Below are 14681 nucleotides of genomic sequence, written 5' to 3' on the forward strand. Positions count from 1 at the left end.
ATGCCTAGTCTCGTGGGCTCGGAGATGTGTATAAGAGACAGCCCTGGAGGCCTGCGCCGGGACGCCGGAGAGGCGCTGGTAGGCGTAGGCCGCCGACACCAGCGTCATGTGGCGGTGCCAGCCGGGGAAGGAGCGGCCCTCGAAGTCCCGGATCCCGTGGTGCTCACCCATGGCGGCGACCGTGCCGGCCGCGCCCCCGAGCAGCTGCGCCAGCGCCAGCAGCTCCTCCATGCGGTGCTGGACGAGGTTGGTGAGCCAGACGCGTCCGGGCCGGCGGTGGGCGGGGTCCCACTCCGCGAAGAGCCGGCCCGGGGCGACCGTGCGGGTCCCGTCGGGCCGCAGGACGGGGGTCCTGGTGGGCACCGACACCACCTGGACGCGCCGCGGGCGCCCGTCCGGACCGACCACGGTCGTGATGTGCGGGTGCCGGACCCCGCCGCGCAGCAGCTTCTGCCGAGCGGTCTCCAGGGCCGGGCGGGCGCCCGCGGCCGCTCCCGCCGGGTGGACGGGCGACGGGTCGGGCAGCAGCCGCAGGTCGTCGGCGACGGCCAGGACGAAGCCGTACCCGCCGCCGTTCAGGCGCTCGACGACCGGATGGGCCCCTGCGGTGGATCCGACGTCCGCGACCACCGGGGCGGGCGCGATCGTCGAGTGCGCCGACAGCGCCTCCACCAGGCCCACCGTGTGGGCCCAGTGGGGCCGGAACGGCACCGAGTCCGGCACGCGCACCCTGCGCCGCGCCTCCGGGTCCTCCGCCCACGGCTCCGGCAGGTGCAGCCGCCACCCGACGGGCAGGTGCTCGCCGCCCCCGGAGAGGAACAGGCCGACGCTGAGCTGGCAGTTGACGGTGCGGTCGAGTTCGGGGACGAAGCGCCGGTGCACGCCCACCGAGTGGTTCCCCCGCTTGGGGAGCACCGCCGGGACGACGGTCCACGCGCGCGGGGTGAAGCGGCCGTCGATCCAGCGCACGAGCTCCTGCCGGGTCGCGTTCCAGTCCCAGGGGCTGGCGTTGACGAACTGCTGGAGCGACTGCGAGGCGGTGGCGGACGAGGTGACCGTCTCCGCCATGCGGCGCACCGACTTCCTGCCCCGCGTCGCCAGCAGCCCCCGCAGGTAGACCTCGGCCCACCTCATCTGGTCCGTGCGCGGGAGCTGCGCGAACAGCTCCTGGCTGAACGCCGAGATCGACGTGCGGTCACCCGCCGCCCCGCGGTCACCTGCCGTCCCGCGGCCGATCACCGTCCTGCGGTCACCCACCGCCCCACGGCCGATCGCCGCTCCACGGCCGATCACTCCTGTCGCGGCCATGCCGACACCCCCTCCATGTCCTCCACTCCGAACTGCCGACCCATAGAAGCATAGAGAACGTTCTCTTTTATTTCCCGAATCCCCTCCTACTTCCTGGAGTCGGGCCCCCGGCGGGGGCCGTGCGGCGCGAGGATGCGCCCGGGGGGTATCCGTATGACGGCAGAAAGAACCAGACGATGCAGGAGCGCGCCGCCCGCACACGCAGCGCACTGATCCGGGCGGCGGCCCTGGAGTTCGAGCACCGGGGCTACGAAGGCACCACGCTCTCCCGGATCAGCGAGAGCGCCCGCACGTCGATGGGCGGGCTGACCTTCCACTTCCGTACGAAGGAGGCCCTTGCCGACTCCGTGCGCTCGGCCTGCTGGGCGAGCACGGCACCCCATGTGGCCGAGGCGCTGACCAGTCCCGCGCCGCCGATGGCGGCCCTCGGAGGGCTCGTGACGGCGCTGATGCGGCTCCTGGAGACCAGCGTGGAGGCCCGTGCCGCGGCCCGCCTGGGGCGCGAGCTGCCCGGCTCCGGGACCGCCGGCCGCCCCGGGGCCCACGCGTGGCTGCCGGCCCTGAGGACGCTGCTCGCCCGCGCGCACGCGGAGGGGGAGCTGCGGGAGGGCGTGGCGCCCGGTACGGCCGAGGCGCTCGTCGTCCGGCTGCTCGAAGGCACCGAACTCGCCGCCCGCGGCCGCCACCGGCGGACGGGTGCGCGCGCGGACGCCGACGCCGCCCCGCCCCCGCCGTCGGCCGAGCAGGTGTGGGCCCTGCTGAGGACCGCGATCTCCGGCCCGCGAGACGGCGGTTGACCTCCGCCAACCGACGCACGGCGGTCGACCTCCGCCAACCGACGCACGGCGGTCGACCTCCGCCAACCGACGCACGGCGGTCGACCTCCGCCAACCGACGCACGGAGACGGTCGGCGTCGCCGAGGGGCTTCCTCCGCGACGCCGACCGTCCGACCGTCCGACCGTCCTCGTTTCGCGCCTCCGTTCACCGGCGGAGGGCCAACTCCCCCTGGATGTCGGCGAGCGAGCGGTTCTTCGTCTCCGGGACCCGCCGCAGGACGAAGACCAGCGCCCCCGCCGCCACCGCGGCGAAGAACCAGAAGACCCAGGAGACGCCCACCGCGTCGGCGACCGGCAGGAAGAGCTGGCCGACGACGAAGTTGGCCGCCCAGTTGACCAGCGCGCACAGCGCCCCGCCGCGCGCCCGCGCCTCGGGCGGGAACAGCTCGGCCGCCAGGATCCAGAACACCGGCCCGAGGCCGATCGCGAAGCTGCCGACGTACGTGATCATGCAGATCAGGGCGATCGTGTTGGTCGCCGGGCCGGACGGGACGCTCATCGCCGCGCCCAGGGTGACCAGCGACACCGCCATGCCCGCGAGCGAGAACAGCAGCAGGGGCCGGCGGCCGGCGCGGTCGACGAGCGGGACGGCCGCCACGGTCATCGCGACGTTGACCACCCCGACGAAGACCGCGTACTGGATGGAGTGGGTCGCCGGGAGGCCGGCCCGGGCCATGATGCTGGGGGCGTAGTAGATGATGCTGTTGATCCCGCCGAACTGCTGGACGGCCGCCAGCGTGAGGCCGATCAGGAGCGCGCGGCGCACCGCCGGACGGGCCCACGGCAGCGGGCCGGCCGTCCCGCCCGGGCGGGCCCCGGACGGCTCCCCCGCGCCCCGGCGGAGCCATTCCGGGCTCTCGGGGATGAAGAGGGTGCCCACCAGCATGGCCACGGAGGGGATCAGGCCCACGGCGAACATCGCGCGCCAGTCGGCGCTGCCCGCGAAGGCCAGGTTCACCAGGTACGACACCAGGATGCCGACGGTGAGCAGGACCTGGTTGGCCGTCACCAGGCGTCCCCGCAGCCGGGGCGGGGCGATCTCGGCGAGGTACAGCGGGACGACGGTGGAGGCGCTGCCCACGGCCAGGCCGAGGATCGTCCGGGCCGCCACCATGGTCGCGAAGTCGCGGGCCACGACGGCGGCGGCGAGCCCGAGCGTGAAGGTCGCCGCCACCGCGACGAGGACGCGCTTGCGCCCGAACCGGTCGGCGGGCCGCCCGCTGCCCAGGGCGCCGGCGGCCGCGCCGAGCAGCAGCGCCGAGATGACCGTCCCCTCCTGGAAGGAGGTGAGGGCGAAGTCCTCCTTCAGGAAGAGCAGCGCACCGGAGATCACGCCCGTGTCGAAGCCGAACAGCAGCCCGCCGAGGGCGACGACCGCGGTGGCCGCGCCCAGGCGCTTCGGCGCCCCCGGCTCCGGGGCCCGTGACGGACGCGGAGCCCGTGACGGGCGCGGGTGGTCCGCCGTCCGCGGGTGGTCCGCCTTCCGCGTCACGGGGGTCGGCGAGCGGGGCGCGAGCGACGGGCCGAACCGGCGGGAGAGGTCCTGCGGGCTCACGAGGCACCCCCGGCGACCAGTGTCCTGTCCCGCGAGGGGCGCGACGGCCCCGTGACCGCGGCGGGCGCGGCGTCCGCTTCCACCGGTTCTCCCTCCAGTTCCCGCACGACCTCGTCCGGGCGGATGCCGAACCACCTGAGGCAGGCCTCGAAGTGCTCGGCCCGCGCGTCCGCCTCCTCGTCCGCCCGGGCCGGGCCGGGCCGCAGGTCCGTCGCCGCGTCGAACGCCTCCGCCGGTACGGCGAGGGTGGCGTCCGCCGCGCCGAGTCCGGCGGTGTAGCCGGCCGGGGCGCCGTCGGCGGGCGCGAGGTCGCCGAGCTCCGTCCAGACCAGGCGCAGGGGGCGCGCGCCGGCGGCGGCGAGCGCCTTCCAGGCCGGTGAGGTGCGGGGGTCGAACAGCCGGGCGCCCGCCCGCTGGGCCAGTCGGGCGGCGAGCAGGGCCGCGGTCCCCCGCAGGGCCTTCGCCTCCTCGCCGCCCGCCCGGTCCAGGAGCGCGTCGATCCGTACGTCGAGGGGCCGCAGTCCGAACGCCACCGTCGAGGCGAGGGCGGCCGGGTCGCGGCCCTCGGCGTGGGCCCGGGTCAGCGCCGCGAGGTAGGCGGCGGCCGCCTGCTCGTACCGGCGGGCGGAGAAGCAGGTGGCCAGGTGGACGGGGAGGCCCCGGCCGAGCAGGACCTCCATGGCGGCGACGCCCGCGTCGTTCGCCGGCAGGGCGACGGCCCGGTTGGGGCGGTCCACCCGGTCGGCGAGGGACGCCGCCCCGCGGACCAGCCCGGCGGCGTCCGGTGCCGGGCGCGGCCCGGAGGGCGGGGAGGGGTGCGGGGAGGAGGCCGGGGACGGGAGGCCGAGCACCACGGTCCCCCGGCGGCCCCCGGTCCGGTCGTGCAGGGGGCGGAGCGCGTCGCACACCCGCCGCGCCGCGGCCACGCCGGCCTCCGGGCCCAGCCGGGCCCCGGCGATCCGGCCCGCGGCGCCCATGGCCGCGAGCCGTTCCGGCCGCGCGCGCTCCGCCGCGGCGTCCTTCAGGTCGAGCCAGAGCGCCACGGTCCCGGTGGCGGGTCGCCTCCGTACGCTGCTCGTGTTCACGGTCCCTCCCGGGGAGTGTCGTGTGGATGGTGCGGGACGCCCTCAGCCATGGGTGGCCAGACGCCGCGGGTCGTGGAGCACGGCGGCGACGTCCGCGAGGACCCGCGAGCCGAGCTCCCCGTCGACGAGCCGGTGGTCGAAGGACAGGGCGAGCGTGGTGACCTGGCGGGGCACGACCCGGCCCCGGTGGACCCACGGGCGGGGGCCGATCGCGCCGAGGGCGAGGATCGCCGCCTCGCCGGGGTTGAGGATCGGGGTTCCCGTGTCGATGCCGAAGACCCCGATGTTGGTGACGGTGAGGGTCCCGCCGGCGAGGTCGGCCGGCGTGGTCCGGCCCTCGCGGGCGGTGGTCACGAGGCCGTCGAGGGCGGCGGCGAGCCGGGGCAGGGTGAGGGACTGCGCGTCCTTGACGTTGGGCACGAGCAGTCCGCGCGGGGTCGCCGCGGCGACGCCGAGGTTGACCCGGTGCTTGAGGACGATCTCCTGCCGCTCCTCGTCCCAGGAGGCGTTGATCTCCGGGTGGCGGCGGACGGCGAAGAGCAGGGCGCGGACGGCGAGGAGGAGCGGGCTCACCCGGACGCCGGCGAACTCGGGATCCTTCCTGAGGCGTTCGACGAGCTTCATGGTGCGGGTGACGTCGACCGTGACGAACTCCGTCACGTGGGGGGCGCCGAAGGCGCTGGCGGTCATGGCCCGCGCGGTCGCCCTGCGAACGGCGGTGGCGGGGACCCGCGTCTCGTACGCCTCCGCCGGGACCGGGCCGGGGGCCGCGGGGGCGGAAGCCGCGGGGGCGGGCGCCGCAAGGCCGGGAGCCACCGGCCCGGAGGCCACGAAGCCGGAAGCCACCGAACCGGGGGCCACCGAACCGGGGGCCACCGAACCGGGGGCCGGGGAGCCGGAAGCCGCAGGGCCGGACGCCACCGAACCGGGAGCCGCCGGGCCGGGAGCTCCCGCCGGGCCGGCGGACGTCGCCGCCGCCGTGCGGACGTCCTCGCGGGTGACGTCCCCGTGCGGTCCGCTGGGGCGTACCCGGTCGAGGTCCACCCCCAGGTCCCGGGCCAGCTTCCGCACCGGGGGCTTGGCCCGCGGCCGGTCGGCGCCGCGGCCGGCCGGGGCGGGTGCCGGAGCCGCGCGGCGGGGGCGGCGGGCGGTCGGCGCGGCGGCCGCCCCGTACCCGACCAGGACCGGCGTGCGGACGGGCTCCTCCGGGGGCCCTGCGGCGTCCGGGGGCCCTGCGGCGTCCGGGGGCCCTGCGGCGTCCGGGGGCGCGACGGTGATGATGACCTCGCCCACGTCCACCGTCGCCCCTTCGGGGAAGCGCAGTTCCCGCACCACCCCCTCGAACGGGACGGGCAGTTCGACCACGGCCTTGGCCGTCTCGATCTCGCAGACCACCTGCCCGTCCGTCACCGTGTCGCCCGCGCCGACGTGCCAGCGGACGATCTCGGCGTCCTGCAGTCCTTCACCGACGTCGGGCAGGCGGAACTCCTGGTACCGGACCTTGGTGTCCGTCATCTTCGGCAGAGCCCCTTCACGCGGCGAGCGCTCGGTCGACCGCGTCGAGGACGCGGTCGAGCCCGGGGAGGTACTCGTCCTCCAGCCGGGACGGCGGATAGGGAGTGTGGAAGCCGCCGACCCGCAGGACGGGCGCCTCCAGGTGGTAGAAGCAGCGCTCGGTGATCCGGGCGGCGATCTCCGCCCCGGCGCCGAAGAAGACCGGCGCCTCGTGCGCCACGACGAGGCGGCCCGTCCGGCGGACCGAGCGGTCGACGGCGTCGAAGTCGATCGGGGAGATCGAGCGGAGGTCGATCACCTCGAGCTCGTGGCCCTCCTCGGCCGCCACCGCCGCGGCGTTCAGGCAGGTCGCGACCATCGGCCCGTACGCCACCAGCGTGAGGTCCGTGCCCTCGCGCACCACGCGCGCGCGGGGCGGGCCGGGCCGGGCGGCGGGCCGGCGGTCGACCTCGCCCTTCTCGTAGTAGCGCCGCTTGGGTTCGAGGAAGACCACCGGGTCGTCGCTCCGGATCGCCTCCCGGAGCATCCAGTACGCGTCGGACGGGGTGGCGGGCGACATGACCCGCAACCCGGCGACGTGGGCGAACAGCGCCTCCGGCGACTCCGAGTGGTGCTCCACGGCGCCGATCCCGCCCCCGTAGGGGATGCGGATCACGACCGGCAGCCGCACCTTGCCCCGCGAGCGGGCGTGCATCTTGGCCAGCTGGGTGACGATCTGGTCGTACGCCGGGAAGACGAACCCGTCGAACTGGATCTCCACGACCGGCCGGTAGCCGCTCAGCGCGAGGCCGATCGCGGTGCCGACGATGCCGGACTCGGCCAGCGGGGTGTCCATCACCCGGCCCTCGCCGAAGTCCTTCTGCAGTCCGTCGGTCACCCGGAACACCCCGCCGAGGCGGCCGATGTCCTCCCCCATGAGGAGCGTCCTCGGGTCCTCGGCGAGGGCGGCGCGCAGGGCGGCGTTGAGCGCCGCCACCAGGGTCGTCCGCTCGGGGCCCGCCGGCGTGGACGTCGTCCCGGTCATGTCAGCCCTCCTGGACGAAAGCGGCCCGGTAGACGTCGAACGCGGCGCGTTCCTCGTCCACCAGGGCGTGCGGTTCGGCGTAGACGTGGTCGAAGAGCTCGTGGACGCCGGGTGCGGCCATGGACCGGACGCCCTCGCGGACCCGTGCGGCCAGCTCCTCGCCGGCCGCCTCGGTCGCGGCGAAGAAGGCGTCGTCCGAGGCGCCCTCGGCCCGCAGCAGGCGTTCGAGCCGCAGCAGCGGGTCCTTGGCCCGCCAGCTCTCCACCTCGGCCGCGTCCCGGTAGCGGGACGGGTCGTCGGAGGTGGTGTGGGCCCCCATGCGGTAGGTGAACGCCTCGATCAGCGTCGGGCCCTCGCCCCGGCGGGCGCGCTCCAGGGCCCACCGGGTCACGGCGAGGCACGCGAGGACGTCGTTGCCGTCGACCCGGACGCCGGGGAAGCCGAAGCCCCGCGCCCGCTGGTGCAGCGGCACCCGGGTCTGGCGCTCGTTGGACTCCGAGATCGCCCACTGGTTGTTCTGGCAGAAGAACACCACGGGGGCGCCGTACACGGCGGCGAAGTTGAACGCCTCGGACACGTCGCCCTGCGCGGTGGCGCCGTCGCCGAAGTAGGCGACGACGGCGGACTCGGAGCCGTCCTTGGCCAGGCCGAGGGCGTACCCGGTGGCGTGCAGCGTCTGCGAGCCGATGACCAGGGTGTACAGGTGGAAGCGGTGCTCCGCCGGGTCCCAGTCGCCGTGGTCGACGCCCCGGAAGAGGCGCAGGAGCGCGAGCGGGTCCATGCCCCGGCCCAGCGCGACGGCGTGCTCCCGGTAGCTGGGGAAGGCGTGGTCGTCGTCCCGCAGGGCCCGTACCGAACCGACCTGGGCGGCCTCCTGCCCGAGCAGCGACGGCCACAGGCCCAGCTCGCCCTGGCGCTGGAGGGTCACCCCCTCCGCGTCGAACCGCCGCGCCAGCGCCATGTCCCGGTAGAGGGACCGCAGTTCCTCCGGGGAGAGGTCGATCGAGTGCTCCGGATGCGGCACCCGGGTGCCGTCCGGCGCCAGGAGCCGTACCCCGTCCCCGGTCACGCCCCGCTCCCGATGCCGAGACCGGCCATCGACGCCGCCACGGCCTTGACGAGCGAGGACGCCCGCTTGTCGTCGGGGCCGAGGGCTATGAGCCGGTTCATCACGTACGAGACGCCCGCGCGGGCGCGCGGCCAGGCCTGGTTGGCCGAGCCGCCGGCCCCGTCGTGGCCGAAGGAGTCGCCGTCGACGCCGGGGCGCGGATTGGTCCGCAGCCGGTAGCCGCCCCCGCCGTACACCATGGGGACGTCGATGAGCTGGTCGACCTTGCTGACGCGCGGGGCCCGCGCCTCGTCGAGCAGCCGGCGGGAGAGCAGGACCGGCTCCTCGTCGTGGGGGCGGGCCGCGTCGGCGGCGAGGATGCCGTAGAAGGTCGCGAAGGCGCGCGCGGAGCCGATGACGTTGGCGGCGGGGATCAGGCCGAAGCGGCGGTCCGGGCGGTTCCAGATCTCCTCGTCCTCCGGGAACGGGACCGGGTTCTGCCAGATGCGCCGGGTGAGCGGGTCCTCGCTGGTGAAGTAGCCGCTGAACTGGGCGCGGAAGCCGGTCCCGTACTCGGTGCGCGCCACCGTGTGCGCCAGCTCGCGCGGGACGCCGAAGGAGATGTCGAGTCCGTGCGGGCCGGCGATCTCCTCGGCGAAGAAGCGGTCGAGGCGGCGTCCGTCGACGCGGCGGATCACCTCGGCGACGATCCAGCCGGTCGCGTACGGGCCGTAGAGGATGCCCTCCGCGCGCGGGTCGCTCTCCTGCGGCTGGTCGGCGAGGAGCTTCGCCATCTCCTCGGGGCGCGCCAGGTCGTCCTGGGTCAGCGGCGCCGCGACGGCCGGCATCCGGGCCGTGAAGGTCACCACCTCGCGCAGGGTCACCCCCTCCTTGCCCTCGGCGGCGAACTCGGGCCAGTAGTGGGCGACCGGACGGTCCAGGTCGACGACGCCGCGGTCGACGAGGAGGAGCAGGGCGGTGGCGAGGACGCCCTTGCTGCCGGAGAAGATCAGCTGGCGCGTGTCGCCGCCCCACGGGACGCCGCGGGTGGGGTCGGCGGAGCCGCCCCAGAGGTCGACGACGAGCTCGCCGTCGAGGGTCACGGCGACGGCCGCTCCCTGTTCGTCCCGCTCGGCGAAGTTGCGGGCGAACTCCTCGCGGACGGCCTCGAATCCGGGGGCGACGTGGCCGTGAATCAGCGTTTCCTGGTCTGTGGACATGACGAAGGCACTCCGATCGGAGGGGATGGGGAGGGAGGTGGGGGGTGAGAGGGGGGTGGGAGAGGAGGGCGGGTCAGCTCAGGGCGGGTACGGGGGCGGGCGCGGGGGCCGGCAGCACCAGGCGCAGGCCGTCCTCGTCCGAGGCGGCGCAGGTGACGCCGGTGAAGTCGGCGACGCGGGGGCGCCCCCGGGCGGCGGAGCCGTCGTACGCGCCCACGACCACCGGGAAGCAGCCGGCGGACCGGGCGGCCAGCAGGCCCAGTTCGGCGTCCTCGAAGACGACGGCGGCCGAGGGGCTGACGCCGAGGCGGGCCGCGGCGGCCTCGAAGCCCTCCGGCGAGGGCTTGCCCTCCCGTACGTCGTCCGCGCTGATCAGGACCTCGGGCAGCGGAAGTCCGGCGGCCTCCATGCGGCGCACGGCCAGCTCCCGGCCCGCGGAGGTGACGAGCGCCCAGCGGTGCGGCGGCAGCGCCGCGAGGAGTTCGGCGGCCCCCGGCACGGCGACGGTGCCGCGGGTGTCGGCCGTGTCCCGGGCGACGAGCCAGGCCGTCTCCGCGGCCACGTCGGTGCCCGGCGGGGCGTGCGCGGCGACGGTCTCCACCGTCCGCTGCCCGTGTGCGGAGGCCAGGATCTCGGCCGCGTCGAGGCCGTGGCGCGCGGCGAACCGGTGCCAGGTGCGCTCCACGGCGGCGGTGGAGTCCACGAGCGTGCCGTCCATGTCGAACAGCAGGGCCTGAGCGGTCAGTACGAGGGGCATGGCTGTGCCGCCTCCATTCGTCGTCGGTCCAGCCGGTGGGCGAACGCCCGGGCCCGTGCGAGGTCCGCGCGGAGCCGGGCCCCGTCCCCGTCGCGGTGGTCGTTCTCCAGGACGACCGCGCGCACGCCCGGCAGGCGGCGCGCCACGGCGTCGACGGTCGCGTCGACGCGTCCGTCGCCGTCGCCGAGGAGCGGGGTGGCGGCGGTGCCGGCGCGCCCGTCCTTGAGGTGGATCTGGTCGGCGAGGAAGGGGGCCGTCGCCTCCACCAGGCCGGGTACGTCGAGGCCGGCGCCGACCGGGTTGTAGCTGTCGAGCAGCAGCCGGAACGCCGGCGAGCCGACCTCCTCGACGAGCCGCAGGGCCAGGTGCGGGGGCAGCACGTTCTCGTTCGCCAGGAGCAGGCCGCGGGCCCGTGCCCGCTCGGCCGCCCAGCGCAGCACCTCGGCGGTGCGCCGCAGGGCCGGCTCGCCGTCGATGGCGCTGCGCCGGAAGCTCGGCACGAACACCAGCGGGACGCCGAGCTCCCGTCCCACGTCGAGCAGCCGGCGGAGCACCGACCGCACCCGCGCGGCGGCCAGGGTGCCCGGCTCGGCGGTGAGGCCGAGGTCGTTGAGCACGTTGGCCGCCACGCCGAGCGGGGTGACGCCGGCGGCCGCGGCGGTGCGGCGCAGCCGCCCCACCGTGCCGCCGACCGTCCCCGGCCGGTCCAGCCAGGGGCCGCGCCCGGGTCCGCCGAGGTCGAACTGGAGGCCGTCGACGCGGTACTGGAAGGCCAGGTCCACGGCCGCCTCGCCGCGCACGGGGAGCCGCCAGTCGACGAGGCCGGTCAGCGGGAGGCTCATGACGGGGCCCCCGTCCGTACGGCGAGCTTCACCAGCCGCCGTCCGGCGACGGTCCGGCCCTCGTCGCGGGCGAGCCCGGTCAGGATCCCGGCGGCGCCGGCGAGGTCCGTCTCGTGCGTCACCAGGTCCCGGTAGCGCTCCGGGTCCCGGCACAGTTCGGCCGCCGCGTACTCCAGGTGCTCGTTGGCCACGCCGCGGTGGCCCAGGACGGACACCTTCCGGCCGTCCGCCGCGGTGAGCCGTCCGACGACGGGCGGCACGGGCAGTCCGCCGCAGTTGGCGGCCCGGACCTCGGCCAGGTCGACGCCCGGGAACCGGTCGCTGAACGCGGGCCGGCGCAGCCCGCCGACGAGGTCGACGGCGACCTCGGCGCCCTCCGTGACCGCCAGGGCCAGTTCGAGGCCCGGGAGGGTCGCCGGGGCCGGGGTGGCGACGAGGACCGCCACCCGTCCCCGGTCCAGCGTCCCGGCGAGCGCCCCCGCCTCCAGGTCCTCCCGGCGGACGGGGTGGTCGGCCCGGTGCGGCGCCCCCGCGCTCCACTCCAGGCCCTCCCGGGTGTGGTGCACGTGGACGGTCCGCACGGGGCGGCCGAGCCAGCGCCCGGCGGCGCGCACGGCCAGGTGGCCGACGGTGCCGTCCCCGATGACGAGCAGGGTGTCGGGGTCGTGGGCGCGCAGGGCGAGCAGGGCGTACCGCACGACCGCCAGCGGCTCGATCAGGGCGGGCAGGTTCCCGTCGGGGACCTGCTCCAGGGGGACGACGAGGCCGTCGCGGACGGCGTTCTCCGGAATGAGCATCCGGGCCTGGAGCATGCCGTCCACGTTGTGCCCGAGGAGGAACGACGGGTCGGAGGGGTGCGTGGGGTTGACGACGACGCGGGCGCCGGGGACCAGGCGCGGATCGGCCACGCCGGGGCCCGCCTCCACGATCCGGGCCACGCCCTCGTGGCCGAGGACCGGGGCGCCGTCGTCGCGCAGCCCCCGCAGGATCTGCAGGTCGGTGCCGCAGACCCCGGCGACGAGGGGCGCGACGCTGAGCTCCCCGGGGCCGGGCGCGGGTGTGGGCCGCGGGCGCAGCCGCGTCGCGTCCCCCTCCCGTACGACGGCGGGGTGCGTGGCGCCCGCGCCCGTACCGCTCGCGTCCGCTTCCGTACCGCCTCCGTCCACTCCCGTACCGTCCGCGTCCGCGTCCGCCGGGCCCCGGTCGGGGCCGGCGGCGGGCGATTCGCCGTCCAGGGCCGCGAGGCCCGCCCCGATGAGGCCGTTGGCCTCGCCCGGGGAGCAGACCGTGATGCGGTCGGTCACCCAGTCCGGCGCGCGCTCCCCGGTGAGGTACAGGCCCTCGCGCCGGAGGTGGCCGAGGACCGACGCCCGGTAGTGCGGGCCGAGACCGCCGGGCACGCCGCCGCTGAGGGCGAGCTCGTCCAGCTCCGGGTCGAGGCAGAGCGCGCTGCGCAGCACGTCGGCGACGGGCGCGGTGGACGCGTCGAGCAGTTCGGCCGCGAGGTCGTCGCCCGCGTCCAGGGCGGCCCGGAGCGCCGGCTCGAAGGCGGTGCCCTCCGCCGTCGCGCGGCCCAGGAGCGACCGCTCCCAGCGGTCGGGGACGCGCTCCCGCAGGACGTCGGCCATCCGGCGGAGGCCGGGCCCCGAGGCGTACGAGGAGACGTGGCCGGGCCGTCCGCAGTCGCAGAGCAGCTCGACGGGTCCGCCCGCCAGCCGGGCCGTCGCGGGCAGGTGGCCGACCTCGCCCTGGAGTCCGCAGCCGTCCGTGGCGATGGTGCCGCTGCGCAGGTCCACGGTCCGGCAGGCGATGCCGGAGCTGACGGTCATCAGGAGCACCTTGCGGTGGGCCCGGCGGTGCGGCGCGGAGACGAAGTGCAGCAGCGCGGCGGTGACGTCGTTGACGACGTGCCACCGGACGTCGGGGCGCCGGGCGCGGAGCTCGCCCCGCAGGTCCAGGGGCGTGGTCTCGTCGCCGAACAGCGGTGCGGAGCCGTAGACGGTGCCGCTGCGGTGGTCGAGGGCCGCGCCGAAGGAGACGCCGGCCACGGCGCCGCCGGGCCCGCGGGGGACGGCCGCGCAGATGGTGCCGAGGAGGCGTTCCCGCAGCTCGGCCACGGGGGTGCCGGGGTTCCTCAGCCGGCTCGGGGACGGCTGGTCCAGGACCTCGCCGAGGCCGCCGCCGGGCGACCAGGCGGCGCTGCGCACATGGGTGCCGCCCACGTCGAGGACGGTGATCGGGCCGGGCGTGCTCACCGGCCCGGTCCGTCCGCGCGGGCCGCGTCCGCGTACGCCCGGACGAACTCCAGGGCGCGGGCCAGTTCGTCGGCCGTGATGTCGTTGACGAAGACGCAGGAGCCGATTCCGTCGGTCAGCGGCAGGCGCTGGAGGCCGTCCCGGTGCTTGACCGCGTCGGCGAGGCCGACCTCCAGGAGTTCGGGGGTGAACACCGGGTGGGTCAGCGGGAGTCCGCAGCCGGCGATGAGGGCGAGGGCGCGGTGGGCGTCGCCCTCGGACAGGTACCGCCGTCCGACGGCCAGGGCGAGGCAGACGGCCATGTCGACCGCGACGGCCTCGCCGTGCAGCAGCGGCGGGTCGGCGCGCAGCTCCAGGGAGGGGCTGAAGGTGTGCCCGTAGTCGACCGAGCGCTCCAGGACGCTCTCCCAGAGGTTGGGCTCCAGCTCGTCCAGCATGCCGGCGATGGCCCGGGAGACGACCTCGCTCATCGCCGCCCCGCAGTCGGCGAGCGCGTGGTTGGTGATCCGGGTGACGTTCTCCTCCAGGAGCTCGAAGAGCGCGCCGTCCTTGATGAGCGCCATCTTGATGATCTCGGCGAGTCCGTTGGCGATGTGCCGGGGCTCCACCGTCCGCAGGAACTCGGGGTCGATGAGGGTGACCTCGGGGGCGAAGTAGGTGCCCAGGCGGTTCTTGTGGGTGCCGTGGTTGACGCCGGTCTTGACGCCGACGCCCGCGTCGACCTGGCCGACGAGGGTCGTGGGGACCCGCACGTAGGGGGCGCCCCTGCGGTAGAGGCTCGCGGCCATCCCGACGACGTCCATCAGGACGCCGCCGCCGACCACGACGACGCGTTCGGTGCGGCGCAGGATGCCCATGTCGGTCATGGCCCTGGTCACCTCGACGACCTGGTCGAGGTTCTTGGTCTCCTCGTCGCCGGGCATGACCTTCCAGACCGCGTCGACCCGCCAGGCGTCGAAGTAGCCGCGCAGGCCGGGGCCGTAGAGCTCGTCCACGGCCCGGTCCACGACGACGAGCGTGCGGACGGTCCCGCGGCCGTCGGCGCCGACCGAGCGGGCGAGGACGGGGTTGGCCGGGTTGAGGAGTCCCCGGGTGAGGGAGACCTCGTAGCCCACCGGCATCCGGGACTGGACGTACCAGGTCAGGCCGGGCGGGCGGGGGATGTCGAAGGCGGAGGTGAGGCTGCTGCCCGGACGGGCCGTGGTGATCTCGGTCATCGCTGGGGGTACTCCGGT

11 protein-coding genes and 1 pseudogene are annotated in these 14681 nt (G+C 76.1%); 1 reads left to right on the plus strand and 11 read right to left on the minus strand.

What is annotated here, in order from left to right:
• Window positions 1–1308: IS701 family transposase (locus tag OO47_RS29990; protein ID WP_234323345.1), on the minus strand; the 1308-nt coding region annotated here is incomplete at its 3' end.
• A 176-nt stretch (window positions 1309–1484) separates the two neighbouring features.
• Here OO47_RS29990 and OO47_RS29995 point away from each other — a divergent pair.
• Window positions 1485–2105, plus strand: coding sequence for a TetR/AcrR family transcriptional regulator (locus tag OO47_RS29995; protein WP_051716365.1), 621 nt, complete (start codon window positions 1485–1487; stop codon window positions 2103–2105).
• Window positions 2106–2290: 185 nt separating this feature from the next.
• Here OO47_RS29995 and OO47_RS30000 read toward each other — a convergent pair whose 3' ends face one another.
• From OO47_RS30000 to OO47_RS30050, 10 genes and pseudogenes are all read right to left on the minus strand, one after another.
• Window positions 2291–3700 (minus strand): MFS transporter, encoded by a 1410-nt coding sequence (locus tag OO47_RS30000; RefSeq protein WP_234323346.1) that lies wholly within the window; start codon window positions 3698–3700, stop codon window positions 2291–2293.
• Window positions 3697–4785 carry a transaldolase family protein gene (locus tag OO47_RS30005; RefSeq protein ID WP_158708721.1) on the minus strand — a complete coding sequence of 363 codons (1089 nt, stop codon included), beginning with the start codon at window positions 4783–4785 and terminating at the stop codon, window positions 3697–3699. Before OO47_RS30005 ends, OO47_RS30000 begins: the two co-directional genes overlap by 4 nt.
• A 42-nt stretch (window positions 4786–4827) precedes the next feature.
• Window positions 4828–6309, minus strand: coding sequence for a dihydrolipoamide acetyltransferase family protein (locus OO47_RS30010; RefSeq protein WP_407696368.1), 1482 nt, complete (start codon window positions 6307–6309; stop codon window positions 4828–4830).
• A 7-nt stretch (window positions 6310–6316) separates the two neighbouring features.
• A complete protein-coding gene (locus OO47_RS30015) occupies window positions 6317–7324 on the minus strand; it encodes an alpha-ketoacid dehydrogenase subunit beta (RefSeq protein ID WP_030222200.1) in 1008 nt (335 codons plus the stop codon).
• Window position 7325: 1 nt separating this feature from the next.
• The gene (gene pdhA / locus OO47_RS30020) at window positions 7326–8528 is read right to left on the minus strand and encodes a pyruvate dehydrogenase (acetyl-transferring) E1 component subunit alpha (protein WP_167345367.1); all 1203 of its coding nucleotides are present in this window, start codon (window positions 8526–8528) and stop codon (window positions 7326–7328) included.
• A pseudogene (locus OO47_RS30025) lies at window positions 8513–9592 on the minus strand (serine hydrolase domain-containing protein); the annotation flags it as partial. The pseudogene OO47_RS30025 and the gene pdhA, both read right to left, overlap by 16 nt.
• 73 nt (window positions 9593–9665) lie before the next feature.
• Window positions 9666–10349, minus strand: a complete 684-nt coding sequence (locus OO47_RS30030; RefSeq protein WP_030222202.1) for an HAD-IA family hydrolase — start codon at window positions 10347–10349, stop codon at window positions 9666–9668.
• Window positions 10334–11191: a sugar phosphate isomerase/epimerase family protein gene (locus OO47_RS34250; RefSeq protein ID WP_051716366.1), complete on the minus strand. Its 858-nt coding sequence runs from the start codon at window positions 11189–11191 to the stop codon at window positions 10334–10336. Before OO47_RS34250 ends, OO47_RS30030 begins: the two co-directional genes overlap by 16 nt.
• Window positions 11188–13446, minus strand: coding sequence for an ROK family protein (locus OO47_RS38675; RefSeq protein WP_051716367.1), 2259 nt, complete (start codon window positions 13444–13446; stop codon window positions 11188–11190). The genes OO47_RS34250 and OO47_RS38675 overlap by 4 nt, the downstream gene beginning before the upstream one ends.
• Window positions 13443–14663: a sedoheptulose 7-phosphate cyclase gene (locus tag OO47_RS30050; protein ID WP_078490048.1), complete on the minus strand. Its 1221-nt coding sequence runs from the start codon at window positions 14661–14663 to the stop codon at window positions 13443–13445. The genes OO47_RS38675 and OO47_RS30050 overlap by 4 nt, the downstream gene beginning before the upstream one ends.
• Window positions 14664–14681 lie beyond the last annotated feature (18 nt).

This window comes from Streptomyces bikiniensis (genome assembly GCF_000716625.1).
Lineage (GTDB): Bacteria > Actinomycetota > Actinomycetes > Streptomycetales > Streptomycetaceae > Streptomyces > Streptomyces bikiniensis.